Here is a 25,725-nt window from a genome sequence, read left to right as displayed (position 1 = left end):
TAATTTTGCTATTAATTTATTAATTTTCAAATATTATAAGTTTTATTATAAACTTCTTGATAATTCCAAATATCTTAATGCATTATCTTTTATAGATTCTATTTCTTCAAGAGTTAAAGTTCGCATAACTTTTCCGGGAACTCCTAAAACAAGACTATTTGGCGGAATTTCTTTATTTTGAGAAACAAGTGCATTTGCGCCGATTATTGAATTTTTACCAATTTTAGCACCATTTAAAACCGTAGAGTTCATTCCAATAAGAACGTTATCATCAATTATACAACCATGGATTACTGCACCATGTCCAATTGATACGTTTTTACCAATAAATGTAGGGAATTCCTTAGAACAGTGCACAACACAGTTATCTTGAATATTTGAACCTTCTTTAATTGTAATTTTGTTTATATCTCCCCTAATGACTGCGCCATACCAGATATTTACATCTTTAGAGAGTTCAACATTTCCAATAACTGTTGCATTTTTTGCAATTTTTGCCATATTAAAGTCACCTAAATCTATTTTGTTCGACAAACGCTATCCCATTCTCTTTCGTATTCGTCCATAAATATTAGCGTTTTATCGACTTCTATTGCACACACCTGTTGAAAATTTATTACTGCAAAATTCTTTTTGTCTTCATTAAATATTAGAGTTCCAGTCCCTTTCCCAGTATCTAAATATTTTATATATTTATTTTTGAGTTTTACGACTGAATCAAAATCGTATTCCCCTTCCAAAATACTTCCGGGGTAATGAATTCGGATATATAGTGTCGGTTTTTTCTTCAAAGAAAGCACCCCTAAAATACTATTAATACTATCAATTTTATATACCAATCTTCATTATTTAAGTTTATGATTGGATTTCGAATAACACCAAAAAATAGATACAGTATCTCAAAATTGTACCCTTTAGTATCAGGAACTTTATTTAACAATTTTAACGATTTAGTAAGGCATTTAGAAGAAATTAATATATTAATATATTCATTTATGAGTATGCAGCGAAATGAAGTTTTAAAAGAAATAAAAGAAATAAAAAGATTAAAAAAAGATATAATATTAATTGCAGGAGGGGCACACCCTTCAGGAGCGCCAAAGGATACGGTTGACATGGGTTTTGAATATGTAATTGTTGGTGAAGGTGAAATTACTCTTCCAAAACTCGTAAATTTAATAAAAACTGGAAAAAGTCCCAAAGATGCGATAATTTTTGGAGAACCTGTTGAAAATTTTGAAGAGTTTAACAAGATTTGGCCACTTGCACCAATTGAAATTACAAGGGGATGCCCATATAATTGTAGGTTTTGCCAAACCCCCCAAATATTTGGAAAAAACGTACGACATAGAAGTATTGATAGTATTGTAAAAATTGTAAAGACAATGGGGGACATTAGATTTGTAACTCCGAATGCCTTTTCTTATGGCTCAAAAACAGGAACAAAGCCAGATATTGAAAAGCTGGAAAATTTAATGAAGAAACTTTTTGAAATTAAAAACCGATTATTTTTTGGAACGTTTCCTTCTGAAGTGAGGCCTGAATTTGTAACTTCAAAAACTCTTGAATTAGTAAATAAGTATTGTGACAATACATTTATTCATTTTGGTGCTCAAAGTGGTAGCAACGAAGTACTTAATTATATTAGAAGGGGGCATTCTGTATTAGATATAATAAATGCAGTTGAAAATTGTAGGGAATATGCATTAACTCCCAAAGTAGATTTTATATTTGGTTTTCCAGATGAAAACGAATTTCAGCGAAAGGAAAGTATCGATTTAATGAAATACATCATTAAAAAGAATGGTAAGGTTCATGCACACTATTTCATGCCATTATGTGGAACTTATTTTGAAAATAACAATCCTGAGCCACTTGAAAAAGAAGTGTTAGATATTTTGGGAAAAATGGCAAAAAAAGGGCAAATTACTGGTTCATGGGGATATCAGTATTCTGAAAAAAATAGTTTTAAGTGACTAATATCAATGAAAATAATGGAAATAAATAAAAAGTTGAAATAACGTTCACTATTCTTCTAATATATAAAATACATAATTTGGGCGCTCTGAGGGAATTTCATTCATGAATACTACGGTCCCATTTACTGGTGAATTAACATATCTAATGTCCCCCTTCTTACTTTCAAGGCCTGCTAAACGATACCCTTTTAAAACCCGATATCCAAAATCAAGGATAGGATAAACTTTGTATCCTTCAGCAGGTACTAAAATTAATTCTGTCCCTTTTTTAATGTATGAAAATGTTCTGTTATCTGGAAATTTTATAAAAATATCTTTTTTAAGTTTATTTAAAACAAGATATTTTGAAAGATCGTCATATATAACCTGATAAAGTACCTTGCCATCTCCAAAATACTCATCTTCTTTTTCTAAAAAAATTATCTTTTTTCCTTCGTTTTCAATAACTACCTTATTATTATCGTTTAATTCCCCTTCAATATAAATTTTAGGAATTTTCATAAATACCACCGTAAATTTAAATTTTAAAAAAAAGTTAAAAATAGATAAGTTAATGAATTCTTTCAATTATAAAATCCGCAACTTTTTCAAGGTTTTTTCTTCGTTCTGAATCAAAAATTTTTAAACATTCTTTAGCTTCATTTGTAGCATTTTTCATTATATCTTTAACATATTCTATTGAATCACTTAAAATTACTATTGCTTCGGCTATTTCTTCTTTTGAAGCATTTTTATTCCCTAAAATCTGTAAAAGTCTTTCTTTTTTATCATTGGGTAAATTTTCAATTGCGTGAATGACAATTATTGTTTTTTTACCTTCAAGAATATCGCTTCCAACGGGCTTTCCAATTGTTTTTTGGTCTCCAATCAAATCTAAAACATCATCCTGAATTTGAAAAGTCATTCCAATTCTTTTTGCATAGTTATAAAGTGCTTCTCTTTCTTCAGAAGAACATTCTGCCATGATTGCACCTATTTCAATAGGGGCGACTATTAAAGCTCCTGTTTTTTTCGAAATCATGCTTAAATATTCTTCAAGTGTTGGAAATTCGTTTTCAAACTCCATGTCGTCAGTTTGGCCTTCACAAACTTCAACACATGCTTTTGATAGAACTTTTAAAACTTCAAGGGCTTTTTTACTGTCACCAATATTTGAAAGAGCTTCAAAAGCCTTTGCATATAATAAATCGCCTGCTAAAATTGCAGTTGGTTCACCGTAAACGATATGGACAGTTGGTTTTCCACGCCTTTCATCATCATTATCCATTATATCGTCATGAATTAGTGTATAGTTATGAATCAGTTCAACAGAAATTGCAGGGGCTAAAACTTCTGAAATATCATCTCTTTTCAAAAGATACGTTAGAACTGAAAGGTATGGCCTTATCCTCTTTCCGCCCGCAAATAATAAGTGTTTTGACGCATTGTACAGATTAGTATCTTTTTCCACGTAATTTTCAAGCTCGGAATCGATTTTAGATAAAATTGCCCTATCAAATACCATACTAACACCTCAGTTAAAGAACTCTCTCAAATTTCAAACTCTGCCAATTTCTAAGTAAATGGACATCCTCACCAAGTCTAAAACCTTCTTCTTCTGCAAGTTTTGTATATGCTGCAGTTAAGTTAAAGTCACCGTGTGAAGGAATAAGGTGTTCTGGCTGCATCCATCTTAATAAATCCCTATGGTCTTCTTTTGCAGCGTGTCCTGAAACGTGGGCCCCCTTAAATATTCTAACACCCATTAATTTCAATCTAGCTTCAAGTAAATACCTCTGAGCTGAATTCATAGGGTTTGGGATTACATCTGCTGAAAATACGACTTGGTCATACTTTTCAAACTTAAAAGGAGTTTTATTTGTAGCCATTCTTGATAAAACTGCTCCTTCCTCACCTTGGTGGCCTGTAACGATTAAAAGGTAGTTTTCTTTTCCTTCCTTCATTATCTGGTGGTAGGTTTTATCAATACTTGATGGATCCCAACATATCTTTGTTTCCTTTGGAAACTTTACAAGACCGATATCCTGTGCAATACCGCAATATTTAGCCATAGATCTTCCAACTAAAACCGGAATTCTACCCATTTTGGTTGCAACATCAGTAATTGATTTTACTCTTGCAATGTGTGATGAAAATGTAGTTACTATAACACCGTTATCCTGATTATCCGTTCCTAAAAGGTCATTTTTTAAAAGATTTGCTGCAACACCTTCTGAAGGAGTTTTACCTTCATAATCTGCTCTTGTACTTTCAGAAACCATTGCAATTACGCCCTGCTTTCCAATTCTTTTTAATGCCTTATAATCTGGTTTTTCACCAACTACTGGGAAATTGTCAAATTTAAAATCGTTTCCATAAACTACCGCACCGTAAGGTGTATGTAATACCGCCATTGCAGCATCAGGAATACTGTGTGTAATTTTTACGAATTCTAAAGTAATATTGGCCGTTAAATCCAATTTATTACCGTTTTCCAAAGTAATTAATGGATTCCTAACATCAAACTTCTTTTCACTTAAGATTTCTCGTTTTACGAGTTCTAATGTATAAGGGGTTCCGATAATAGGCGCATTATACCTGTGTGCAAGTTTTGTAATTGCACCGATGTGGTCAAGGTGGCCGTGCGTTAAAACGATTGCTTTAACTTCTCCTTCAATATTTTTCATTACTGTATCGTCAGGAATTACACCCATTTCAATTAAATTTAAACTATGCATTTTCGAGATATCGGTATCTTCGTGAATCATTATCCTGTCAAGCCTTATCCCCATGTCGAAAATTATGATTTCACCGTCTATATTTACGGCAGTCATATTTCTTCCGACTTCCTCGTATCCTCCGATTGCTACTACTTCTAACTGCAAATTATCACATCCTTCTTTTTAAAATTAAATTAAATAACACTATAATGCTGAAAATAAAGCATAACGCCATAAAGTCAGTTTTGTAAAACTGCATGATGTCGTTTGATGTGGACATATTAACATATTAACGAATTTGTTCCTTCCAATTTTTTAAATCTCCTTTTAGAATATACCTAGCAGATTTTAAATCGGTAATACTGCCACAGCCTGTTAAAAACATTGTAGTCTTTAACTCTTTAATCATTCGTTCAAGAACATTTATAACTTCGTCTGAGGACTTTAAAGCCGCCTTTAAAATGGGTAAAGCAGTTCCACAGCAGTCTGCACCAATTGCAATTGATTTTGCGATATCAATTCCAGTCCTTATTCCCCCTGTTGCAATTATGGGGTTTGAAAATCCCGATTTTACTTCAAAAATGGATGCAGCAGTTGGAATTCCAAAATTATAGTACTGATTTAAAAATTCCCTTTGCTTTTCATCCTTTATCCGGTAAAGTTCAACAGCGGCCCAAGAGGTCCCTCCGCTTCCACCAACGTCTATTGCGTCAAAACCCATTTTTTTTAGAAAAATGGCATCTTTTTTAGAAAATCCTTCACCAACCTGTTTTGCAACAAATGGAATATTTTTATAGATATTTTTATATTTTGAAATTATTTCTTTTAATAAACCAAGTCCTTTGAAATTTACATCCCCTTCAGGTTGGATAGCTTCTTGTAAAGGATTAAAATGAATTGCAATTGCATTTGCATCTATCATTTCTACAGACTTTGAAATAATTTCTTCGTTCCAACCATCCTCTATAAAATTAACTGCTCCAAGATTTCCAATAACCAGTGAAGAAGTATAATCCCTGACAATAGAATATGTATCGATTAGGTCAGGTTTTAAAATTCCTGCCCTTTGAGAACCTACTCCCATACCTAAATTAAGTTCTTCAATAGCTACTGCAATATTTTTATTAACATCTTTTGCCTTAGGGTGTCCACCCGTTATTGCAGCAATAATTATTGGAGCATCTAACTTTTTTCCAAATATTTCAATTGATGTATCAATATTGTTCAAATCGCAGTTTGATACACCGCTGTGAATCAATTCAACGTCCTCAAGAAGGGTTCCTTTCTTGTACTCCACATCACAGTGATCACATACAATTAAGTGTTCCAACTTTCTATATTCAATGCTATTATTATTCACGAATAACCACCTATATATTATTATCTAAAAATCTCAAAGTTCCGAAAATTCACGATATAAAACCATAGACAGGAAATAATAAAAAGGTTTCCACGGTAAAAAATAATAATAAAAAGATTTAAAAATAAAAATTAAGATATATATGAAAATATACCATTAGTATATTTTAAAGCTATTTTCAATAAAAAACAGCATAAAAAAATTGTTTTTAACTAATGTATTATTTGATAATTAATATTTTAAAGCTATTTTTAGTTTTATTCTTAATTTATACATGAATAACTAGTTTTTATTAAAAACTAGTTTCATTATTCCAAAATACGTCGAGTTACTCTTTAAAAGAAGCTTTAAACCAAAATAAATTTTATTAAATTATATATATACTTTTCGAAACTTATATATATAATCGTGTGGAGAGTATATATGAATCGATATCATTGTTTATATTTATAATTTTAAATAGAGTAATCTGTCGGGGGAAATCCTTTGGAAAAAATACAAATATTACACAAAACTCCGAAAGGAAAATTAATTGGGCGTACTAAAAAACAGTTGCGGTTAAATGCATCTGTCGGTTTAAAAATTAAAGATAAAATTAAGAAAATTGGAAAGATATATGATATATTTGGGCCTGTTGATGAACCTTATGTAAAAATAATCCCATTTAATGAAGAAGACGCTATGGAATCAGTTAAAGTCAGTCACGTTTTCGTTTTAGAAGAGCAGCAGAAGACCCGTAAAAAAGGAAGGAAATAACTTTAACGCGGTGTTATCATGAAAGTTGAACCCATTACAAAAGAAGATACAAAAAAGTCCGAAAGAAAAATAAAGCTAGCTGTAGCAAAGCCTGAGGACTATTCTAATAAAAACGTAATTCTTGAAAAAGAGGAAGAACTAATCTGTCCTGTTTGCGGAAGTAAAAATATAATTAAGGATTATGAAAGGGCTGAAATCGTTTGTGAAATGTGCGGGTGCGTTTTACAGCAGAATTTATTCGATGTCGGCCCAGAATGGAGAGCATTCGACCATGAGCAACGTGTCAAAAGAAGTAGGGTTGGAGCTCCAATGACATATACTATTCATGATAAAGGCCTTTCAACAGTTATTGATTGGAGAAATAAAGATAGTTACGGTAAAGACATTTCTGCGGATAAAAGGGCCCAGTTATACCGTTTAAGAAAGTGGCAAAGGAGAATTAGGGTTTCTGATGCATCAGAAAGGAACTTGGCGTTTGCACTTTCAGAACTCGATAGAATCGCATCAAAATTAGGGCTTCCAAGAAACGTTAGGGAAAATGCTGCAGTTCTTTATAGGGGTGCTGTAGAAAAGGGATTAATTCGTGGAAGGAGTATTGAAGGTGTTGCCGCAGCTGCACTTTATGCGGCATGTAGAAGATGTAAAGTTCCAAGAACTCTTGATGAAATTGCGGAAGTTTCAAGAGTCGATAGAAAAGAAATTGGGAGAACATATAGGTTTATTTCAAGAGAATTAAACATAAGACTCGCCCCGACAAATCCTATAGATTATGTTCCAAGGTTTGCATCCGAATTAAAATTACCTGGAGAGGTTGAATCAAAAGCAATTTCAATTCTTCAGAAAGCAGGGGAACGAGGATTAACTAGTGGACGGGGTCCAACAGGTGTTGCCGCAGCTGCAATATATATTGCAAGCGTTTTACAAGGAACTAGGCGTACACAAAGAGAAGTTGCAGATGTTGCAGGAGTTACTGAAGTTACAATTAGAAATAGATACAAGGAACTTACTGAACACTTAGATATCGACGTTACACTTTAAAAAAGGGTGAACTGTTATGGGACTGTTTGATAGGATTCAAAAATCCGATAAACCAGCTATTGCTAAAAAAGATTTAGCTGAAAGTAATATAAACACCCCAAATATTTACGAAAATAAAGAAAATAGTTTAGAAGACACAAAACAGGAACCTCCCAAAAAAGTTGGTTTTTCGATATCCCGCGATATAAAAAAACAAGAAATAGAAAATTTTACTAGTGATTCAAGGTCCACTATTTTAGATAAGTATTTTGTAAGAGTTGATGAAATCGATTTTGATATTATTATCGAAAAAGAAGAAGGAGTTACAAAGTATAAAATACCCGAAATTACATTAATGAACACCGCCCTTTCAAAATTCTCTGAACTGGATATAAAGACTATTAAAGCAGAATTATCAGAATCATCACTACAGAAATTAGGGCAAATTCAAGGATATTTAAAAAGTTTTTCAGAAAAAAATAACTTACATTTAAGGGATATTGAAATACTTCATTTATCGCACTATTTTTACTTAATTATTGGAAAACTTGGACTTTTAGAAATTCCACTAAATGATGATAGTCTAGAAGAATTAATGGTAAATGGAATTGATTCTCCAGCATATGTATTCCATAGAAAATACCAAATGTGTGAAACAAACATACGTTCAGATCGCCACGAAGCAACAAGAGTTGTTGAAAGTATTGCATACCTTGCAGGAAGAACTATTGATTCTAGAACGCCATTACTTGACGCTTTTTTACCTGATGGAAGTAGAGTAAATGCAACAATGCAAGATGTAACTCTTAGGGGGAGTACAATTACAATTCGTAAATTTAGTGCAGACCCCTTAACAATTGTTGATTTAATAAGATATGGAACTTTTGATTTAGAACTTGCATCTTTCCTTTGGCAGGCTGTTGAAGGATATTTTGGTTCAAAACCAGCAAATACCTTAATTGTTGGTGGTACAGGTTCAGGTAAGACTACAACATTAAACGTTGTTTCAATGTTTTCAATGTATAACGATAGAATTATCACTGTTGAAGATACGCCAGAGTTGCAAGTACCGTTAAATCACGTTATAAAAATGATTACAAGGCCCGGAAGACCTGGAATTCAAGGTTATGAAATTACAATGGATGATTTAATTAAAAACTCACTTAGAATGAGGCCAGACCGGATTTTTGTAGGGGAAGTAAGGGGTAGTGAAGCCCACTCTCTGTTGGTTGCAATGAATACTGGACATGATGGTTGTTCAGGGACTTTACACGCAAACAGTGCAGATGAAGCAATAATAAGACTTATTAACCACCCGATGAGTGTTCCAAAGGTTATGCTTTCTTCAGTTGATTTTATTATAAACCAGCAACGAATTAAGAGAAATAAGAAAACCATAAGAAGAATTTTAGGGGTTGTTGAAATTGGCGGAAGTGGTGAAAATATTACCAAAACCGAGTTATTTAAGTACGACGGTGTAAGTGACAGTGTTGTAAAAACGGGAATTTGTATGTGGGAAGAAGAAGTCTGTGCAATTGCAGGAATTACAAGGGATGAATTAATGGATGATCGAATAAATAGAAAAAAAGTATTAAAGTATATGGTAAATAACAATATTAACGGAATTAAAAAGGTAGGGGATGTAATTAAACAGTATCAAGAAAACCCAGAAAATGTTTTAAAGCATATACTGGAGTAGTTGTGATTTTAATGAATGTAAGACGTAAAAAAGAACCGAGTTTTTTAGATAAACTGTCGAATTTATTAAAAAGTACTAAAATTACGAAACGGAAAAATGTTTCAAGGGTTGGAAGGTCAGAATACTTAAAAAAAATATTTGATAGAAAAAAAGAAACATTTACGGAAGACGAAATTTTAGAATTTTATGAACCATACATTAATGAAACTCCAGAAGTAACTATTGATATAGACGATATTTTATTTGAAAAGCGTTTTGGCGCATTACAAGGTTATTCGGATTCTTTTTCGTATTGGGTTACAAATACATCATTTTTGCCATCAAAAAGAGATTACCAGTATGCTGGAATTATTGATGAACGTGTTTATTTTTTAAAAATAATTGTTTTTTCAATATTTGCGGTTATTTTACTTTTTTTATATGGAGTAATTACTTCTGATCCCATATCTGGAATTACTAATGGAATTATTTTTGCATTAATTATCCTATTTGGAGGAATATTTTATCCAAAATTAAAACTTACACTATTTAGGGGAGAAATAAAGATTCAAGTGTTAATGAGTATATTACACCTTATATCAATGCTGAATTCCGGAGCGTCAGTCCAAGAAGCTATTAAAAATATTGCAAATAATCCAGAATACGGTTTAACCTCTTACGAATTTAGGAGCATTATAAAAGATATTAATCAAGGAGGATATAACTTTGTAGAAGCACTAGAACGGGCAAAAGTAAGGTCAAAAATACCTCTTCTAAAAAAACTTTATGATCAATTAATTCTTGCTGCAAATAAAGGTGGAACCCAGTTATTACTTGAAAACCTGTATAATGAAATAGTAAGGGAATCACTATCCAAAATTGATTCTTCAAAGTTTCAAATTTCAAATTTAGGTAATTTAATATTTGGTATAGGCCTTATTATACCATTTTCAGGTATGATACAGTCTGCATTAGGGGCTCAGCAGGGTTTTGATGGAATTATTAATGCTATTGACTTAGTAATGACTAAAATAGGGCTTTTATCTACCATAATTTTTACAATATTTATTAAAATGAAAATAGAGTGAAAAAATGGATATGTCTGCATCAATATCCAGAATTTATAATTATTTAATTAAAAGAAACCTACGGATACTTAAAAAAACCGGTAAAAATGTAGATGAAAGAATATTTATTGGATTAATTTTTGTAGTACTGGTTTTACCAATATTACTTAGGATAATAATTGGTTTTACACTACAAACTACCATCATATTAACTCTTGTTTATTTAGGGAGTGTACTTGCAATTCCAAGTATAATGTATGAGTCAAAAATGGAAAAGTTTGATAGCAACCTTCCAAAAGCACTTTATGTAATGGTTCTATCATTGGATTCAGGTAGGTCAATTGTTGAAGCAATTAATGAAGTTATACGAAGTGGAATTCCTGAAGTAGATTCTGTATTTTCAAAAATAGTGCTGTTAATGACTGAAAAAAAGCTTAGTTTTGAAGATTCGATGATGCTTGTATCAAATTCACTTGATTCAAAACTTTTTAGACAAATTAGCAGGTTGATAATTGAAAATAGAAAATACGGCGGAGAACTTGCAAATACGTTAAATATGTATCGATTAGGTCAGGTTTTAAAATTCCTGCCCTTTGAGAACCTACTCCCATACCTAAATTAAGTTCTTCAATAGCTACTGCAATATTTTTATTAACATCTTTTGCCTTAGGGTGTCCACCCGTTATTGCAGCAATAATTATTGGAGCATCTAACTTTTTTCCAAATATTTCAATTGATGTATCAATATTGTTCAAATCGCAGTTTGATACACCGCTGTGAATCAATTCAACGTCCTCAAGAAGGGTTCCTTTCTTGTACTCCACATCACAGTGATCACATACAATTAAGTGTTCCAACTTTCTATATTCAATGCTATTATTATTCACGAATAACCACCTATATATTATTATCTAAAAATCTCAAAGTTCCGAAAATTCACGATATAAAACCATAGACAGGAAATAATAAAAAGGTTTCCACGGTAAAAAATAATAATAAAAAGATTTAAAAATAAAAATTAAGATATATATGAAAATATACCATTAGTATATTTTAAAGCTATTTTCAATAAAAAACAGCATAAAAAAATTGTTTTTAACTAATGTATTATTTGATAATTAATATTTTAAAGCTATTTTTAGTTTTATTCTTAATTTATACATGAATAACTAGTTTTTATTAAAAACTAGTTTCATTATTCCAAAATACGTCGAGTTACTCTTTAAAAGAAGCTTTAAACCAAAATAAATTTTATTAAATTATATATATACTTTTCGAAACTTATATATATAATCGTGTGGAGAGTATATATGAATCGATATCATTGTTTATATTTATAATTTTAAATAGAGTAATCTGTCGGGGGAAATCCTTTGGAAAAAATACAAATATTACACAAAACTCCGAAAGGAAAATTAATTGGGCGTACTAAAAAACAGTTGCGGTTAAATGCATCTGTCGGTTTAAAAATTAAAGATAAAATTAAGAAAATTGGAAAGATATATGATATATTTGGGCCTGTTGATGAACCTTATGTAAAAATAATCCCATTTAATGAAGAAGACGCTATGGAATCAGTTAAAGTCAGTCACGTTTTCGTTTTAGAAGAGCAGCAGAAGACCCGTAAAAAAGGAAGGAAATAACTTTAACGCGGTGTTATCATGAAAGTTGAACCCATTACAAAAGAAGATACAAAAAAGTCCGAAAGAAAAATAAAGCTAGCTGTAGCAAAGCCTGAGGACTATTCTAATAAAAACGTAATTCTTGAAAAAGAGGAAGAACTAATCTGTCCTGTTTGCGGAAGTAAAAATATAATTAAGGATTATGAAAGGGCTGAAATCGTTTGTGAAATGTGCGGGTGCGTTTTACAGCAGAATTTATTCGATGTCGGCCCAGAATGGAGAGCATTCGACCATGAGCAACGTGTCAAAAGAAGTAGGGTTGGAGCTCCAATGACATATACTATTCATGATAAAGGCCTTTCAACAGTTATTGATTGGAGAAATAAAGATAGTTACGGTAAAGACATTTCTGCGGATAAAAGGGCCCAGTTATACCGTTTAAGAAAGTGGCAAAGGAGAATTAGGGTTTCTGATGCATCAGAAAGGAACTTGGCGTTTGCACTTTCAGAACTCGATAGAATCGCATCAAAATTAGGGCTTCCAAGAAACGTTAGGGAAAATGCTGCAGTTCTTTATAGGGGTGCTGTAGAAAAGGGATTAATTCGTGGAAGGAGTATTGAAGGTGTTGCCGCAGCTGCACTTTATGCGGCATGTAGAAGATGTAAAGTTCCAAGAACTCTTGATGAAATTGCGGAAGTTTCAAGAGTCGATAGAAAAGAAATTGGGAGAACATATAGGTTTATTTCAAGAGAATTAAACATAAGACTCGCCCCGACAAATCCTATAGATTATGTTCCAAGGTTTGCATCCGAATTAAAATTACCTGGAGAGGTTGAATCAAAAGCAATTTCAATTCTTCAGAAAGCAGGGGAACGAGGATTAACTAGTGGACGGGGTCCAACAGGTGTTGCCGCAGCTGCAATATATATTGCAAGCGTTTTACAAGGAACTAGGCGTACACAAAGAGAAGTTGCAGATGTTGCAGGAGTTACTGAAGTTACAATTAGAAATAGATACAAGGAACTTACTGAACACTTAGATATCGACGTTACACTTTAAAAAAGGGTGAACTGTTATGGGACTGTTTGATAGGATTCAAAAATCCGATAAACCAGCTATTGCTAAAAAAGATTTAGCTGAAAGTAATATAAACACCCCAAATATTTACGAAAATAAAGAAAATAGTTTAGAAGACACAAAACAGGAACCTCCCAAAAAAGTTGGTTTTTCGATATCCCGCGATATAAAAAAACAAGAAATAGAAAATTTTACTAGTGATTCAAGGTCCACTATTTTAGATAAGTATTTTGTAAGAGTTGATGAAATCGATTTTGATATTATTATCGAAAAAGAAGAAGGAGTTACAAAGTATAAAATACCCGAAATTACATTAATGAACACCGCCCTTTCAAAATTCTCTGAACTGGATATAAAGACTATTAAAGCAGAATTATCAGAATCATCACTACAGAAATTAGGGCAAATTCAAGGATATTTAAAAAGTTTTTCAGAAAAAAATAACTTACATTTAAGGGATATTGAAATACTTCATTTATCGCACTATTTTTACTTAATTATTGGAAAACTTGGACTTTTAGAAATTCCACTAAATGATGATAGTCTAGAAGAATTAATGGTAAATGGAATTGATTCTCCAGCATATGTATTCCATAGAAAATACCAAATGTGTGAAACAAACATACGTTCAGATCGCCACGAAGCAACAAGAGTTGTTGAAAGTATTGCATACCTTGCAGGAAGAACTATTGATTCTAGAACGCCATTACTTGACGCTTTTTTACCTGATGGAAGTAGAGTAAATGCAACAATGCAAGATGTAACTCTTAGGGGGAGTACAATTACAATTCGTAAATTTAGTGCAGACCCCTTAACAATTGTTGATTTAATAAGATATGGAACTTTTGATTTAGAACTTGCATCTTTCCTTTGGCAGGCTGTTGAAGGATATTTTGGTTCAAAACCAGCAAATACCTTAATTGTTGGTGGTACAGGTTCAGGTAAGACTACAACATTAAACGTTGTTTCAATGTTTTCAATGTATAACGATAGAATTATCACTGTTGAAGATACGCCAGAGTTGCAAGTACCGTTAAATCACGTTATAAAAATGATTACAAGGCCCGGAAGACCTGGAATTCAAGGTTATGAAATTACAATGGATGATTTAATTAAAAACTCACTTAGAATGAGGCCAGACCGGATTTTTGTAGGGGAAGTAAGGGGTAGTGAAGCCCACTCTCTGTTGGTTGCAATGAATACTGGACATGATGGTTGTTCAGGGACTTTACACGCAAACAGTGCAGATGAAGCAATAATAAGACTTATTAACCACCCGATGAGTGTTCCAAAGGTTATGCTTTCTTCAGTTGATTTTATTATAAACCAGCAACGAATTAAGAGAAATAAGAAAACCATAAGAAGAATTTTAGGGGTTGTTGAAATTGGCGGAAGTGGTGAAAATATTACCAAAACCGAGTTATTTAAGTACGACGGTGTAAGTGACAGTGTTGTAAAAACGGGAATTTGTATGTGGGAAGAAGAAGTCTGTGCAATTGCAGGAATTACAAGGGATGAATTAATGGATGATCGAATAAATAGAAAAAAAGTATTAAAGTATATGGTAAATAACAATATTAACGGAATTAAAAAGGTAGGGGATGTAATTAAACAGTATCAAGAAAACCCAGAAAATGTTTTAAAGCATATACTGGAGTAGTTGTGATTTTAATGAATGTAAGACGTAAAAAAGAACCGAGTTTTTTAGATAAACTGTCGAATTTATTAAAAAGTACTAAAATTACGAAACGGAAAAATGTTTCAAGGGTTGGAAGGTCAGAATACTTAAAAAAAATATTTGATAGAAAAAAAGAAACATTTACGGAAGACGAAATTTTAGAATTTTATGAACCATACATTAATGAAACTCCAGAAGTAACTATTGATATAGACGATATTTTATTTGAAAAGCGTTTTGGCGCATTACAAGGTTATTCGGATTCTTTTTCGTATTGGGTTACAAATACATCATTTTTGCCATCAAAAAGAGATTACCAGTATGCTGGAATTATTGATGAACGTGTTTATTTTTTAAAAATAATTGTTTTTTCAATATTTGCGGTTATTTTACTTTTTTTATATGGAGTAATTACTTCTGATCCCATATCTGGAATTACTAATGGAATTATTTTTGCATTAATTATCCTATTTGGAGGAATATTTTATCCAAAATTAAAACTTACACTATTTAGGGGAGAAATAAAGATTCAAGTGTTAATGAGTATATTACACCTTATATCAATGCTGAATTCCGGAGCGTCAGTCCAAGAAGCTATTAAAAATATTGCAAATAATCCAGAATACGGTTTAACCTCTTACGAATTTAGGAGCATTATAAAAGATATTAATCAAGGAGGATATAACTTTGTAGAAGCACTAGAACGGGCAAAAGTAAGGTCAAAAATACCTCTTCTAAAAAAACTTTATGATCAATTAATTCTTGCTGCAAATAAAGGTGGAACCCAGTTATTACTTGAAAACCTGTATAATGAAATAGTAAGGGAATCACTATCCAAAATTGATTCTTCAAAGTTTCAAATTTCAAATTTAGGTAATTTAATATTTGGTATAGGCCTTATTATACCATTTTCAGGTATGATACAGTCTGCATTAGGGGCTCAGCAGGGTTTTGATGGAATTATTAATGCTATTGACTTAGTAATGACTAAAATAGGGCTTTTATCTACCATAATTTTTACAATATTTATTAAAATGAAAATAGAGTGAAAAAATGGATATGTCTGCATCAATATCCAGAATTTATAATTATTTAATTAAAAGAAACCTACGGATACTTAAAAAAACCGGTAAAAATGTAGATGAAAGAATATTTATTGGATTAATTTTTGTAGTACTGGTTTTACCAATATTACTTAGGATAATAATTGGTTTTACACTACAAACTACCATCATATTAACTCTTGTTTATTTAGGGAGTGTACTTGCAATTCCAAGTATAATGTATGAGTCAAAAATGGAAAAGTTTGATAGCAACCTTCCAAAAGCACTTTATGTAATGGTTCTATCATTGGATTCAGGTAGGTCAATTGTTGAAGCAATTAATGAAGTTATACGAAGTGGAATTCCTGAAGTAGATTCTGTATTTTCAAAAATAGTGCTGTTAATGACTGAAAAAAAGCTTAGTTTTGAAGATTCGATGATGCTTGTATCAAATTCACTTGATTCAAAACTTTTTAGACAAATTAGCAGGTTGATAATTGAAAATAGAAAATACGGCGGAGAACTTGCAAATACGTTAAATATGTATCGATTAGGTCAGGTTTTAAAATTCCTGCCCTTTGAGAACCTACTCCCATACCTAAATTAAGTTCTTCAATAGCTACTGCAATATTTTTATTAACATCTTTTGCCTTAGGGTGTCCACCCGTTATTGCAGCAATAATTATTGGAGCATCTAACTTTTTTCCAAATATTTCAATTGATGTATCAATATTGTTCAAATCGCAGTTTGATACACCGCTGTGAATCAATTCAACGTCCTCAAGAAGGGTTCCTTTCTTGTACTCCACATCACAGTGATCACATACAATTAAGTGTTCCAACTTTCTATATTCAATGCTATTATTATTCACGAATAACCACCTATATATTATTATCTAAAAATCTCAAAGTTCCGAAAATTCACGATATAAAACCATAGACAGGAAATAATAAAAAGGTTTCCACGGTAAAAAATAATAATAAAAAGATTTAAAAATAAAAATTAAGATATATATGAAAATATACCATTAGTATATTTTAAAGCTATTTTCAATAAAAAACAGCATAAAAAAATTGTTTTTAACTAATGTATTATTTGATAATTAATATTTTAAAGCTATTTTTAGTTTTATTCTTAATTTATACATGAATAACTAGTTTTTATTAAAAACTAGTTTCATTATTCCAAAATACGTCGAGTTACTCTTTAAAAGAAGCTTTAAACCAAAATAAATTTTATTAAATTATATATATACTTTTCGAAACTTATATATATAATCGTGTGGAGAGTATATATGAATCGATATCATTGTTTATATTTATAATTTTAAATAGAGTAATCTGTCGGGGGAAATCCTTTGGAAAAAATACAAATATTACACAAAACTCCGAAAGGAAAATTAATTGGGCGTACTAAAAAACAGTTGCGGTTAAATGCATCTGTCGGTTTAAAAATTAAAGATAAAATTAAGAAAATTGGAAAGATATATGATATATTTGGGCCTGTTGATGAACCTTATGTAAAAATAATCCCATTTAATGAAGAAGACGCTATGGAATCAGTTAAAGTCAGTCACGTTTTCGTTTTAGAAGAGCAGCAGAAGACCCGTAAAAAAGGAAGGAAATAACTTTAACGCGGTGTTATCATGAAAGTTGAACCCATTACAAAAGAAGATACAAAAAAGTCCGAAAGAAAAATAAAGCTAGCTGTAGCAAAGCCTGAGGACTATTCTAATAAAAACGTAATTCTTGAAAAAGAGGAAGAACTAATCTGTCCTGTTTGCGGAAGTAAAAATATAATTAAGGATTATGAAAGGGCTGAAATCGTTTGTGAAATGTGCGGGTGCGTTTTACAGCAGAATTTATTCGATGTCGGCCCAGAATGGAGAGCATTCGACCATGAGCAACGTGTCAAAAGAAGTAGGGTTGGAGCTCCAATGACATATACTATTCATGATAAAGGCCTTTCAACAGTTATTGATTGGAGAAATAAAGATAGTTACGGTAAAGACATTTCTGCGGATAAAAGGGCCCAGTTATACCGTTTAAGAAAGTGGCAAAGGAGAATTAGGGTTTCTGATGCATCAGAAAGGAACTTGGCGTTTGCACTTTCAGAACTCGATAGAATCGCATCAAAATTAGGGCTTCCAAGAAACGTTAGGGAAAATGCTGCAGTTCTTTATAGGGGTGCTGTAGAAAAGGGATTAATTCGTGGAAGGAGTATTGAAGGTGTTGCCGCAGCTGCACTTTATGCGGCATGTAGAAGATGTAAAGTTCCAAGAACTCTTGATGAAATTGCGGAAGTTTCAAGAGTCGATAGAAAAGAAATTGGGAGAACATATAGGTTTATTTCAAGAGAATTAAACATAAGACTCGCCCCGACAAATCCTATAGATTATGTTCCAAGGTTTGCATCCGAATTAAAATTACCTGGAGAGGTTGAATCAAAAGCAATTTCAATTCTTCAGAAAGCAGGGGAACGAGGATTAACTAGTGGACGGGGTCCAACAGGTGTTGCCGCAGCTGCAATATATATTGCAAGCGTTTTACAAGGAACTAGGCGTACACAAAGAGAAGTTGCAGATGTTGCAGGAGTTACTGAAGTTACAATTAGAAATAGATACAAGGAACTTACTGAACACTTAGATATCGACGTTACACTTTAAAAAAGGGTGAACTGTTATGGGACTGTTTGATAGGATTCAAAAATCCGATAAACCAGCTATTGCTAAAAAAGATTTAGCTGAAAGTAATATAAACACCCCAAATATTTACGAAAATAAAGAAAATAGTTTAGAAGACACAAAACAGGAACCTCCCAAAAAAGTTGGTTTTTCGATATCCCGCGATATAAAAAAACAAGAAATAGAAAATTTTACTAGTGATTCAAGGTCCACTATTTTAGATAAGTATTTTGTAAGAGTTGATGAAATCGATTTTGATATTATTATCGAAAAAGAAGAAGGAGTTACAAAGTATAAAATACCCGAAATTACATTAATGAACACCGCCCTTTCAAAATTCTCTGAACTGGATATAAAGACTATTAAAGCAGAATTATCAGAATCATCACTACAGAAATTAGGGCAAATTCAAGGATATTTAAAAAGTTTTTCAGAAAAAAATAACTTACATTTAAGGGATATTGAAATACTTCATTTATCGCACTATTTTTACTTAATTATTGGAAAACTTGGACTTTTAGAAATTCCACTAAATGATGATAGTCTAGAAGAATTAATGGTAAATGGAATTGATTCTCCAGCATATGTATTCCATAGAAAATACCAAATGTGTGAAACAAACATACGTTCAGATCGCCACGAAGCAACAAGAGTTGTTGAAAGTATTGCATACCTTGCAGGAAGAACTATTGATTCTAGAACGCCATTACTTGACGCTTTTTTACCTGATGGAAGTAGAGTAAATGCAACAATGCAAGATGTAACTCTTAGGGGGAGTACAATTACAATTCGTAAATTTAGTGCAGACCCCTTAACAATTGTTGATTTAATAAGATATGGAACTTTTGATTTAGAACTTGCATCTTTCCTTTGGCAGGCTGTTGAAGGATATTTTGGTTCAAAACCAGCAAATACCTTAATTGTTGGTGGTACAGGTTCAGGTAAGACTACAACATTAAACGTTGTTTCAATGTTTTCAATGTATAACGATAGAATTATCACTGTTGAAGATACGCCAGAGTTGCAAGTACCGTTAAATCACGTTATAAAAATGATTACAAGGCCCGGAAGACCTGGAATTCAAGGTTATGAAATTACAATGGATGATTTAATTAAAAACTCACTTAGAATGAGGCCAGACCGGATTTTTGTAGGGGAAGTAAGGGGTAGTGAAGCCCACTCTCTGTTGGTTGCAATGAATACTGGACATGATGGTTGTTCAGGGACTTTACACGCAAACAGTGCAGATGAAGCAATAATAAGACTTATTAACCACCCGATGAGTGTTCCAAAGGTTATGCTTTCTTCAGTTGATTTTATTATAAACCAGCAACGAATTAAGAGAAATAAGAAAACCATAAGAAGAATTTTAGGGGTTGTTGAAATTGGCGGAAGTGGTGAAAATATTACCAAAACCGAGTTATTTAAGTACGACGGTGTAAGTGACAGTGTTGTAAAAACGGGAATTTGTATGTGGGAAGAAGAAGTCTGTGCAATTGCAGGAATTACAAGGGATGAATTAATGGATGATCGAATAAATAGAAAAAAAGTATTAAAGTATATGGTAAATAACAATATTAACGGAATTAAAAAGGTAGGGGATGTAATTAAACAGTATCAAGAAAACCCAGAAAATGTTTTAAAGCATATACTGGAGTAGTTGTGATTTTAATGAATGTAAGACGTAAAAAAGAACCGAGTTTTTTAGATAAACTGTCGAATTTATTAAAAAGTACTAAAATTACGAAACGGAAAAATGTTTCAAGGGTTGGAAGGTCAGAATACTTAAAAAAAATATTTGATAGAAAAAAAGAAACATTTACGGAAGACGAAATTTTAGAATTTTATGAACCATACATTAATGAAACTCCAGAAGTAACTATTGATATAGACGATATTTTATTTGAAAAGCGTTTTGGCGCATTACAAGGTTATTCGGATTCTTTTTCGTATTGGGTTACAAATACATCATTTTTGCCATCAAAAAGAGATTACCAGTATGCTGGAATTATTGATGAACGTGTTTATTTTTTAAAAATAATTGTTTTTTCAATATTTGCGGTTATTTTACTTTTTTTATATGGAGTAATTACTTCTGATCCCATATCTGGAATTACTAATGGAATTATTTTTGCATTAATTATCCTATTTGGAGGAATATTTTATCCAAAATTAAAACTTACACTATTTAGGGGAGAAATAAAGATTCAAGTGTTAATGAGTATATTACACCTTATATCAATGCTGAATTCCGGAGCGTCAGTCCAAGAAGCTATTAAAAATATTGCAAATAATCCAGAATACGGTTTAACCTCTTACGAATTTAGGAGCATTATAAAAGATATTAATCAAGGAGGATATAACTTTGTAGAAGCACTAGAACGGGCAAAAGTAAGGTCAAAAATACCTCTTCTAAAAAAACTTTATGATCAATTAATTCTTGCTGCAAATAAAGGTGGAACCCAGTTATTACTTGAAAACCTGTATAATGAAATAGTAAGGGAATCACTATCCAAAATTGATTCTTCAAAGTTTCAAATTTCAAATTTAGGTAATTTAATATTTGGTATAGGCCTTATTATACCATTTTCAGGTATGATACAGTCTGCATTAGGGGCTCAGCAGGGTTTTGATGGAATTATTAATGCTATTGACTTAGTAATGACTAAAATAGGGCTTTTATCTACCATAATTTTTACAATATTTATTAAAATGAAAATAGAGTGAAAAAATGGATATGTCTGCATCAATATCCAGAATTTATAATTATTTAATTAAAAGAAACCTACGGATACTTAAAAAAACCGGTAAAAATGTAGATGAAAGAATATTTATTGGATTAATTTTTGTAGTACTGGTTTTACCAATATTACTTAGGATAATAATTGGTTTTACACTACAAACTACCATCATATTAACTCTTGTTTATTTAGGGAGTGTACTTGCAATTCCAAGTATAATGTATGAGTCAAAAATGGAAAAGTTTGATAGCAACCTTCCAAAAGCACTTTATGTAATGGTTCTATCATTGGATTCAGGTAGGTCAATTGTTGAAGCAATTAATGAAGTTATACGAAGTGGAATTCCTGAAGTAGATTCTGTATTTTCAAAAATAGTGCTGTTAATGACTGAAAAAAAGCTTAGTTTTGAAGATTCGATGATGCTTGTATCAAATTCACTTGATTCAAAACTTTTTAGACAAATTAGCAGGTTGATAATTGAAAATAGAAAATACGGCGGAGAACTTGCAAATACGTTAAATATGTATCGATTAGGTCAGGTTTTAAAATTCCTGCCCTTTGAGAACCTACTCCCATACCTAAATTAAGTTCTTCAATAGCTACTGCAATATTTTTATTAACATCTTTTGCCTTAGGGTGTCCACCCGTTATTGCAGCAATAATTATTGGAGCATCTAACTTTTTTCCAAATATTTCAATTGATGTATCAATATTGTTCAAATCGCAGTTTGATACACCGCTGTGAATCAATTCAACGTCCTCAAGAAGGGTTCCTTTCTTGTACTCCACATCACAGTGATCACATACAATTAAGTGTTCCAACTTTCTATATTCAATGCTATTATTATTCACGAATAACCACCTATATATTATTATCTAAAAATCTCAAAGTTCCGAAAATTCACGATATAAAACCATAGACAGGAAATAATAAAAAGGTTTCCACGGTAAAAAATAATAATAAAAAGATTTAAAAATAAAAATTAAGATATATATGAAAATATACCATTAGTATATTTTAAAGCTATTTTCAATAAAAAACAGCATAAAAAAATTGTTTTTAACTAATGTATTATTTGATAATTAATATTTTAAAGCTATTTTTAGTTTTATTCTTAATTTATACATGAATAACTAGTTTTTATTAAAAACTAGTTTCATTATTCCAAAATACGTCGAGTTACTCTTTAAAAGAAGCTTTAAACCAAAATAAATTTTATTAAATTATATATATACTTTTCGAAACTTATATATATAATCGTGTGGAGAGTATATATGAATCGATATCATTGTTTATATTTATAATTTTAAATAGAGTAATCTGTCGGGGGAAATCCTTTGGAAAAAATACAAATATTACACAAAACTCCGAAAGGAAAATTAATTGGGCGTACTAAAAAACAGTTGCGGTTAAATGCATCTGTCGGTTTAAAAATTAAAGATAAAATTAAGAAAATTGGAAAGATATATGATATATTTGGGCCTGTTGATGAACCTTATGTAAAAATAATCCCATTTAATGAAGAAGACGCTATGGAATCAGTTAAAGTCAGTCACGTTTTCGTTTTAGAAGAGCAGCAGAAGACCCGTAAAAAAGGAAGGAAATAACTTTAACGCGGTGTTATCATGAAAGTTGAACCCATTACAAAAGAAGATACAAAAAAGTCCGAAAGAAAAATAAAGCTAGCTGTAGCAAAGCCTGAGGACTATTCTAATAAAAACGTAATTCTTGAAAAAGAGGAAGAACTAATCTGTCCTGTTTGCGGAAGTAAAAATATAATTAAGGATTATGAAAGGGCTGAAATCGTTTGTGAAATGTGCGGGTGCGTTTTACAGCAGAATTTATTCGATGTCGGCCCAGAATGGAGAGCATTCGACCATGAGCAACGTGTCAAAAGAAGTAGGGTTGGAGCTCCAATGACATATACTATTCATGATAAAGGCCTTTCAACAGTTATTGATTGGAGAAATAAAGATAGTTACGGTAAAGACATTTCTGCGGATAAAAGGGCCCAGTTATACCGTTTAAGAAAGTGGCAAAGGAGAATTAGGGTTTCTGATGCATCAGAAAGGAACTTGGCGTTTGCACTTTCAGAACTCGATAGAATCGCATCAAAATTAGGGCTTCCAAGAAACGTTAGGGAAAATGCTGCAGTTCTTTATAGGGGTGCTGTAGAAAAGGGATTAATTCGTGGAAGGAGTATTGAAGGTGTTGCCGCAGCTGCACTTTATGCGGCATGTAGAAGATGTAAAGTTCCAAGAACTCTTGATGAAATTGCGGAAGTTTCAAGAGTCGATAGAAAAGAAATTGGGAGAACATATAGGTTTATTTCAAGAGAATTAAACATAAGACTCGCCCCGACAAATCCTATAGATTATGTTCCAAGGTTTGCATCCGAATTAAAATTACCTGGAGAGGTTGAATCAAAAGCAATTTCAATTCTTCAGAAAGCAGGGGAACGAGGATTAACTAGTGGACGGGGTCCAACAGGTGTTGCCGCAGCTGCAATATATATTGCAAGCGTTTTACAAGGAACTAGGCGTACACAAAGAGAAGTTGCAGATGTTGCAGGAGTTACTGAAGTTACAATTAGAAATAGATACAAGGAACTTACTGAACACTTAGATATCGACGTTACACTTTAAAAAAGGGTGAACTGTTATGGGACTGTTTGATAGGATTCAAAAATCCGATAAACCAGCTATTGCTAAAAAAGATTTAGCTGAAAGTAATATAAACACCCCAAATATTTACGAAAATAAAGAAAATAGTTTAGAAGACACAAAACAGGAACCTCCCAAAAAAGTTGGTTTTTCGATATCCCGCGATATAAAAAAACAAGAAATAGAAAATTTTACTAGTGATTCAAGGTCCACTATTTTAGATAAGTATTTTGTAAGAGTTGATGAAATCGATTTTGATATTATTATCGAAAAAGAAGAAGGAGTTACAAAGTATAAAATACCCGAAATTACATTAATGAACACCGCCCTTTCAAAATTCTCTGAACTGGATATAAAGACTATTAAAGCAGAATTATCAGAATCATCACTACAGAAATTAGGGCAAATTCAAGGATATTTAAAAAGTTTTTCAGAAAAAAATAACTTACATTTAAGGGATATTGAAATACTTCATTTATCGCACTATTTTTACTTAATTATTGGAAAACTTGGACTTTTAGAAATTCCACTAAATGATGATAGTCTAGAAGAATTAATGGTAAATGGAATTGATTCTCCAGCATATGTATTCCATAGAAAATACCAAATGTGTGAAACAAACATACGTTCAGATCGCCACGAAGCAACAAGAGTTGTTGAAAGTATTGCATACCTTGCAGGAAGAACTATTGATTCTAGAACGCCATTACTTGACGCTTTTTTACCTGATGGAAGTAGAGTAAATGCAACAATGCAAGATGTAACTCTTAGGGGGAGTACAATTACAATTCGTAAATTTAGTGCAGACCCCTTAACAATTGTTGATTTAATAAGATATGGAACTTTTGATTTAGAACTTGCATCTTTCCTTTGGCAGGCTGTTGAAGGATATTTTGGTTCAAAACCAGCAAATACCTTAATTGTTGGTGGTACAGGTTCAGGTAAGACTACAACATTAAACGTTGTTTCAATGTTTTCAATGTATAACGATAGAATTATCACTGTTGAAGATACGCCAGAGTTGCAAGTACCGTTAAATCACGTTATAAAAATGATTACAAGGCCCGGAAGACCTGGAATTCAAGGTTATGAAATTACAATGGATGATTTAATTAAAAACTCACTTAGAATGAGGCCAGACCGGATTTTTGTAGGGGAAGTAAGGGGTAGTGAAGCCCACTCTCTGTTGGTTGCAATGAATACTGGACATGATGGTTGTTCAGGGACTTTACACGCAAACAGTGCAGATGAAGCAATAATAAGACTTATTAACCACCCGATGAGTGTTCCAAAGGTTATGCTTTCTTCAGTTGATTTTATTATAAACCAGCAACGAATTAAGAGAAATAAGAAAACCATAAGAAGAATTTTAGGGGTTGTTGAAATTGGCGGAAGTGGTGAAAATATTACCAAAACCGAGTTATTTAAGTACGACGGTGTAAGTGACAGTGTTGTAAAAACGGGAATTTGTATGTGGGAAGAAGAAGTCTGTGCAATTGCAGGAATTACAAGGGATGAATTAATGGATGATCGAATAAATAGAAAAAAAGTATTAAAGTATATGGTAAATAACAATATTAACGGAATTAAAAAGGTAGGGGATGTAATTAAACAGTATCAAGAAAACCCAGAAAATGTTTTAAAGCATATACTGGAGTAG

General features: G+C 31.9%; 22 protein-coding genes and 6 pseudogenes. 19 read left to right on the top strand and 9 right to left on the bottom strand.

Going from position 1 to position 25,725, the window contains the following annotated elements; translation table 11 throughout:
• Nucleotides 1-45: 45 nt before the first annotated feature.
• Complete coding sequence (locus MEVAN_RS05435) at nt 46-501, bottom strand: gamma carbonic anhydrase family protein (RefSeq protein WP_048059155.1); 456 nt, start codon at nt 499-501, stop codon at nt 46-48.
• Nucleotides 502-518: 17 nt separating this feature from the next.
• Nucleotides 519-791, bottom strand: a complete 273-nt coding sequence (locus tag MEVAN_RS05430; RefSeq protein WP_012065878.1) for a hypothetical protein — start codon at nt 789-791, stop codon at nt 519-521.
• Between the two features lie 66 nt (nt 792-857).
• On the opposite strand from MEVAN_RS05430, the gene MEVAN_RS05425 reads away from it, so the two are divergent.
• Nucleotides 858-1,976 (top strand): TIGR04013 family B12-binding domain/radical SAM domain-containing protein, encoded by a 1,119-nt coding sequence (locus MEVAN_RS05425; protein ID WP_012065877.1) that lies wholly within the window; start codon nt 858-860, stop codon nt 1,974-1,976.
• 51 nt (nt 1,977-2,027) lie between these two features.
• Here MEVAN_RS05425 and MEVAN_RS05420 read toward each other — a convergent pair whose 3' ends face one another.
• From MEVAN_RS05420 to fni, 4 genes are all read right to left on the bottom strand, one after another.
• On the bottom strand, nt 2,028-2,480 hold the full coding sequence (locus MEVAN_RS05420; protein ID WP_012065876.1) for a DUF2118 domain-containing protein: 453 nt from the start codon (nt 2,478-2,480) through the stop codon (nt 2,028-2,030).
• 49 nt (nt 2,481-2,529) lie between these two features.
• Complete coding sequence (locus MEVAN_RS05415) at nt 2,530-3,483, bottom strand: polyprenyl synthetase family protein (RefSeq protein WP_012065875.1); 954 nt, start codon at nt 3,481-3,483, stop codon at nt 2,530-2,532.
• Nucleotides 3,484-3,496: 13 nt separating this feature from the next.
• Entirely contained in the window at nt 3,497-4,843 is a 1,347-nt protein-coding gene (locus tag MEVAN_RS05410) for an RNase J family beta-CASP ribonuclease (protein WP_012065874.1), read from the bottom strand.
• 124 nt (nt 4,844-4,967) lie between these two features.
• Nucleotides 4,968-6,038, bottom strand: coding sequence for a type 2 isopentenyl-diphosphate Delta-isomerase (gene fni / locus MEVAN_RS05405; RefSeq protein WP_012065873.1), 1,071 nt, complete (start codon nt 6,036-6,038; stop codon nt 4,968-4,970).
• 486 nt (nt 6,039-6,524) lie between these two features.
• Between fni and MEVAN_RS05400 the strand changes: the two genes are divergently transcribed.
• The 5 genes and pseudogenes from MEVAN_RS05400 to MEVAN_RS05380 form a co-directional block, all read left to right on the top strand.
• Nucleotides 6,525-6,794, top strand: a complete 270-nt coding sequence (locus tag MEVAN_RS05400; RefSeq protein ID WP_012065871.1) for an H/ACA ribonucleoprotein complex subunit GAR1/NAF1 — start codon at nt 6,525-6,527, stop codon at nt 6,792-6,794.
• Between the two features lie 18 nt (nt 6,795-6,812).
• Nucleotides 6,813-7,832, top strand: a complete 1,020-nt coding sequence (locus MEVAN_RS05395) for a transcription initiation factor IIB (RefSeq protein WP_012065870.1) — start codon at nt 6,813-6,815, stop codon at nt 7,830-7,832.
• Between the two features lie 16 nt (nt 7,833-7,848).
• The gene (locus MEVAN_RS05390) at nt 7,849-9,510 is read left to right on the top strand and encodes a type II/IV secretion system ATPase subunit (RefSeq protein WP_012065869.1); all 1,662 of its coding nucleotides are present in this window, start codon (nt 7,849-7,851) and stop codon (nt 9,508-9,510) included.
• Between the two features lie 11 nt (nt 9,511-9,521).
• Nucleotides 9,522-10,577 carry a type II secretion system F family protein gene (locus MEVAN_RS05385; RefSeq protein WP_012065868.1) on the top strand — a complete coding sequence of 352 codons (1,056 nt, stop codon included), beginning with the start codon at nt 9,522-9,524 and terminating at the stop codon, nt 10,575-10,577.
• Nucleotides 10,578-10,581: 4 nt separating this feature from the next.
• Nucleotides 10,582-11,109 (top strand): annotated as a pseudogene (locus MEVAN_RS05380) (type II secretion system F family protein); the annotation flags it as partial.
• A gap of 1 nt (nt 11,110) precedes the next feature.
• Here MEVAN_RS05380 and MEVAN_RS08920 read toward each other — a convergent pair.
• Nucleotides 11,111-11,443, bottom strand: a pseudogene (locus MEVAN_RS08920) (type 2 isopentenyl-diphosphate Delta-isomerase); the annotation flags it as partial.
• Nucleotides 11,444-11,929: 486 nt separating this feature from the next.
• Here MEVAN_RS08920 and MEVAN_RS05375 point away from each other — a divergent pair.
• The 5 genes and pseudogenes from MEVAN_RS05375 to MEVAN_RS05355 form a co-directional block, all read left to right on the top strand.
• A complete protein-coding gene (locus tag MEVAN_RS05375) occupies nt 11,930-12,199 on the top strand; it encodes an H/ACA ribonucleoprotein complex subunit GAR1/NAF1 (RefSeq protein WP_012065871.1) in 270 nt (89 codons plus the stop codon).
• Nucleotides 12,200-12,217: 18 nt separating this feature from the next.
• Nucleotides 12,218-13,237: a transcription initiation factor IIB gene (locus MEVAN_RS05370; protein WP_012065870.1), complete on the top strand. Its 1,020-nt coding sequence runs from the start codon at nt 12,218-12,220 to the stop codon at nt 13,235-13,237.
• Nucleotides 13,238-13,253: 16 nt separating this feature from the next.
• Entirely contained in the window at nt 13,254-14,915 is a 1,662-nt protein-coding gene (locus tag MEVAN_RS05365; RefSeq protein ID WP_012065869.1) for a type II/IV secretion system ATPase subunit, read from the top strand.
• A gap of 11 nt (nt 14,916-14,926) precedes the next feature.
• Nucleotides 14,927-15,982 carry a type II secretion system F family protein gene (locus MEVAN_RS05360; protein WP_012065868.1) on the top strand — a complete coding sequence of 352 codons (1,056 nt, stop codon included), beginning with the start codon at nt 14,927-14,929 and terminating at the stop codon, nt 15,980-15,982.
• A 4-nt stretch (nt 15,983-15,986) separates the two neighbouring features.
• Nucleotides 15,987-16,514, top strand: a pseudogene (locus MEVAN_RS05355) (type II secretion system F family protein); the annotation flags it as partial.
• Between the two features lies 1 nt (nt 16,515).
• Here MEVAN_RS05355 and MEVAN_RS08915 read toward each other — a convergent pair.
• A pseudogene (locus MEVAN_RS08915) lies at nt 16,516-16,848 on the bottom strand (type 2 isopentenyl-diphosphate Delta-isomerase); the annotation flags it as partial.
• A gap of 486 nt (nt 16,849-17,334) precedes the next feature.
• Between MEVAN_RS08915 and MEVAN_RS05350 the strand changes: the two are divergent.
• From MEVAN_RS05350 to MEVAN_RS05330, 5 genes and pseudogenes are all read left to right on the top strand, one after another.
• Nucleotides 17,335-17,604 (top strand): H/ACA ribonucleoprotein complex subunit GAR1/NAF1, encoded by a 270-nt coding sequence (locus MEVAN_RS05350; protein WP_012065871.1) that lies wholly within the window; start codon nt 17,335-17,337, stop codon nt 17,602-17,604.
• Nucleotides 17,605-17,622: 18 nt separating this feature from the next.
• A complete protein-coding gene (locus tag MEVAN_RS05345; protein ID WP_012065870.1) occupies nt 17,623-18,642 on the top strand; it encodes a transcription initiation factor IIB in 1,020 nt (339 codons plus the stop codon).
• 16 nt (nt 18,643-18,658) lie between these two features.
• Nucleotides 18,659-20,320 (top strand): type II/IV secretion system ATPase subunit, encoded by a 1,662-nt coding sequence (locus MEVAN_RS05340; protein ID WP_012065869.1) that lies wholly within the window; start codon nt 18,659-18,661, stop codon nt 20,318-20,320.
• 11 nt (nt 20,321-20,331) lie between these two features.
• Nucleotides 20,332-21,387, top strand: a complete 1,056-nt coding sequence (locus tag MEVAN_RS05335; RefSeq protein WP_012065868.1) for a type II secretion system F family protein — start codon at nt 20,332-20,334, stop codon at nt 21,385-21,387.
• A gap of 4 nt (nt 21,388-21,391) precedes the next feature.
• Nucleotides 21,392-21,919: pseudogene (locus MEVAN_RS05330) on the top strand (type II secretion system F family protein); the annotation flags it as partial.
• Between the two features lies 1 nt (nt 21,920).
• Here MEVAN_RS05330 and MEVAN_RS08910 read toward each other — a convergent pair.
• Nucleotides 21,921-22,253, bottom strand: a pseudogene (locus MEVAN_RS08910) (type 2 isopentenyl-diphosphate Delta-isomerase); the annotation flags it as partial.
• 486 nt (nt 22,254-22,739) lie between these two features.
• Here MEVAN_RS08910 and MEVAN_RS05325 point away from each other — a divergent pair.
• The 3 genes from MEVAN_RS05325 to MEVAN_RS05315 are packed head-to-tail and all read left to right on the top strand — an operon-like array spanning nt 22,740 to nt 25,725.
• A complete protein-coding gene (locus MEVAN_RS05325) occupies nt 22,740-23,009 on the top strand; it encodes an H/ACA ribonucleoprotein complex subunit GAR1/NAF1 (protein WP_012065871.1) in 270 nt (89 codons plus the stop codon).
• A gap of 18 nt (nt 23,010-23,027) precedes the next feature.
• A complete protein-coding gene (locus tag MEVAN_RS05320; protein WP_012065870.1) occupies nt 23,028-24,047 on the top strand; it encodes a transcription initiation factor IIB in 1,020 nt (339 codons plus the stop codon).
• Between the two features lie 16 nt (nt 24,048-24,063).
• Nucleotides 24,064-25,725: a type II/IV secretion system ATPase subunit gene (locus tag MEVAN_RS05315; protein ID WP_012065869.1), complete on the top strand. Its 1,662-nt coding sequence runs from the start codon at nt 24,064-24,066 to the stop codon at nt 25,723-25,725.

This window comes from Methanococcus vannielii SB, assembly GCF_000017165.1.
GTDB classification, from domain to species: Archaea; AGJL01; Methanococci; order Methanococcales; family Methanococcaceae; genus Methanococcus; species Methanococcus vannielii.
This window is presented reverse-complemented; position numbering and strand designations above follow the sequence as displayed.

Bases quoted from the DNA above. Each gene is read 5' to 3' on its own strand.
- MEVAN_RS05335 (WP_012065868.1), top strand. From the start codon at position 20,332: ATGAATGTAAGACGTAAAAAAGAACCGAGTTTTTTAGATAAACTGTCG.
- MEVAN_RS05315 (WP_012065869.1), top strand. From the start codon at position 24,064: ATGGGACTGTTTGATAGGATTCAAAAATCCGATAAACCAGCTATTGCT.
- MEVAN_RS05385 (WP_012065868.1), top strand. From the start codon at position 9,522: ATGAATGTAAGACGTAAAAAAGAACCGAGTTTTTTAGATAAACTGTCG.
- MEVAN_RS05370 (WP_012065870.1), top strand. From the start codon at position 12,218: ATGAAAGTTGAACCCATTACAAAAGAAGATACAAAAAAGTCCGAAAGA.
- MEVAN_RS05415 (WP_012065875.1), bottom strand. From the start codon at position 3,483: ATGGTATTTGATAGGGCAATTTTATCTAAAATCGATTCCGAGCTTGAA.
- MEVAN_RS05345 (WP_012065870.1), top strand. From the start codon at position 17,623: ATGAAAGTTGAACCCATTACAAAAGAAGATACAAAAAAGTCCGAAAGA.
- MEVAN_RS05435 (WP_048059155.1), bottom strand. From the start codon at position 501: ATGGCAAAAATTGCAAAAAATGCAACAGTTATTGGAAATGTTGAACTC.
- MEVAN_RS05420 (WP_012065876.1), bottom strand. From the start codon at position 2,480: ATGAAAATTCCTAAAATTTATATTGAAGGGGAATTAAACGATAATAAT.
- MEVAN_RS05390 (WP_012065869.1), top strand. From the start codon at position 7,849: ATGGGACTGTTTGATAGGATTCAAAAATCCGATAAACCAGCTATTGCT.
- MEVAN_RS05365 (WP_012065869.1), top strand. From the start codon at position 13,254: ATGGGACTGTTTGATAGGATTCAAAAATCCGATAAACCAGCTATTGCT.
- MEVAN_RS05425 (WP_012065877.1), top strand. From the start codon at position 858: ATGATTGGATTTCGAATAACACCAAAAAATAGATACAGTATCTCAAAA.
- MEVAN_RS05320 (WP_012065870.1), top strand. From the start codon at position 23,028: ATGAAAGTTGAACCCATTACAAAAGAAGATACAAAAAAGTCCGAAAGA.
- MEVAN_RS05395 (WP_012065870.1), top strand. From the start codon at position 6,813: ATGAAAGTTGAACCCATTACAAAAGAAGATACAAAAAAGTCCGAAAGA.
- MEVAN_RS05340 (WP_012065869.1), top strand. From the start codon at position 18,659: ATGGGACTGTTTGATAGGATTCAAAAATCCGATAAACCAGCTATTGCT.
- MEVAN_RS05360 (WP_012065868.1), top strand. From the start codon at position 14,927: ATGAATGTAAGACGTAAAAAAGAACCGAGTTTTTTAGATAAACTGTCG.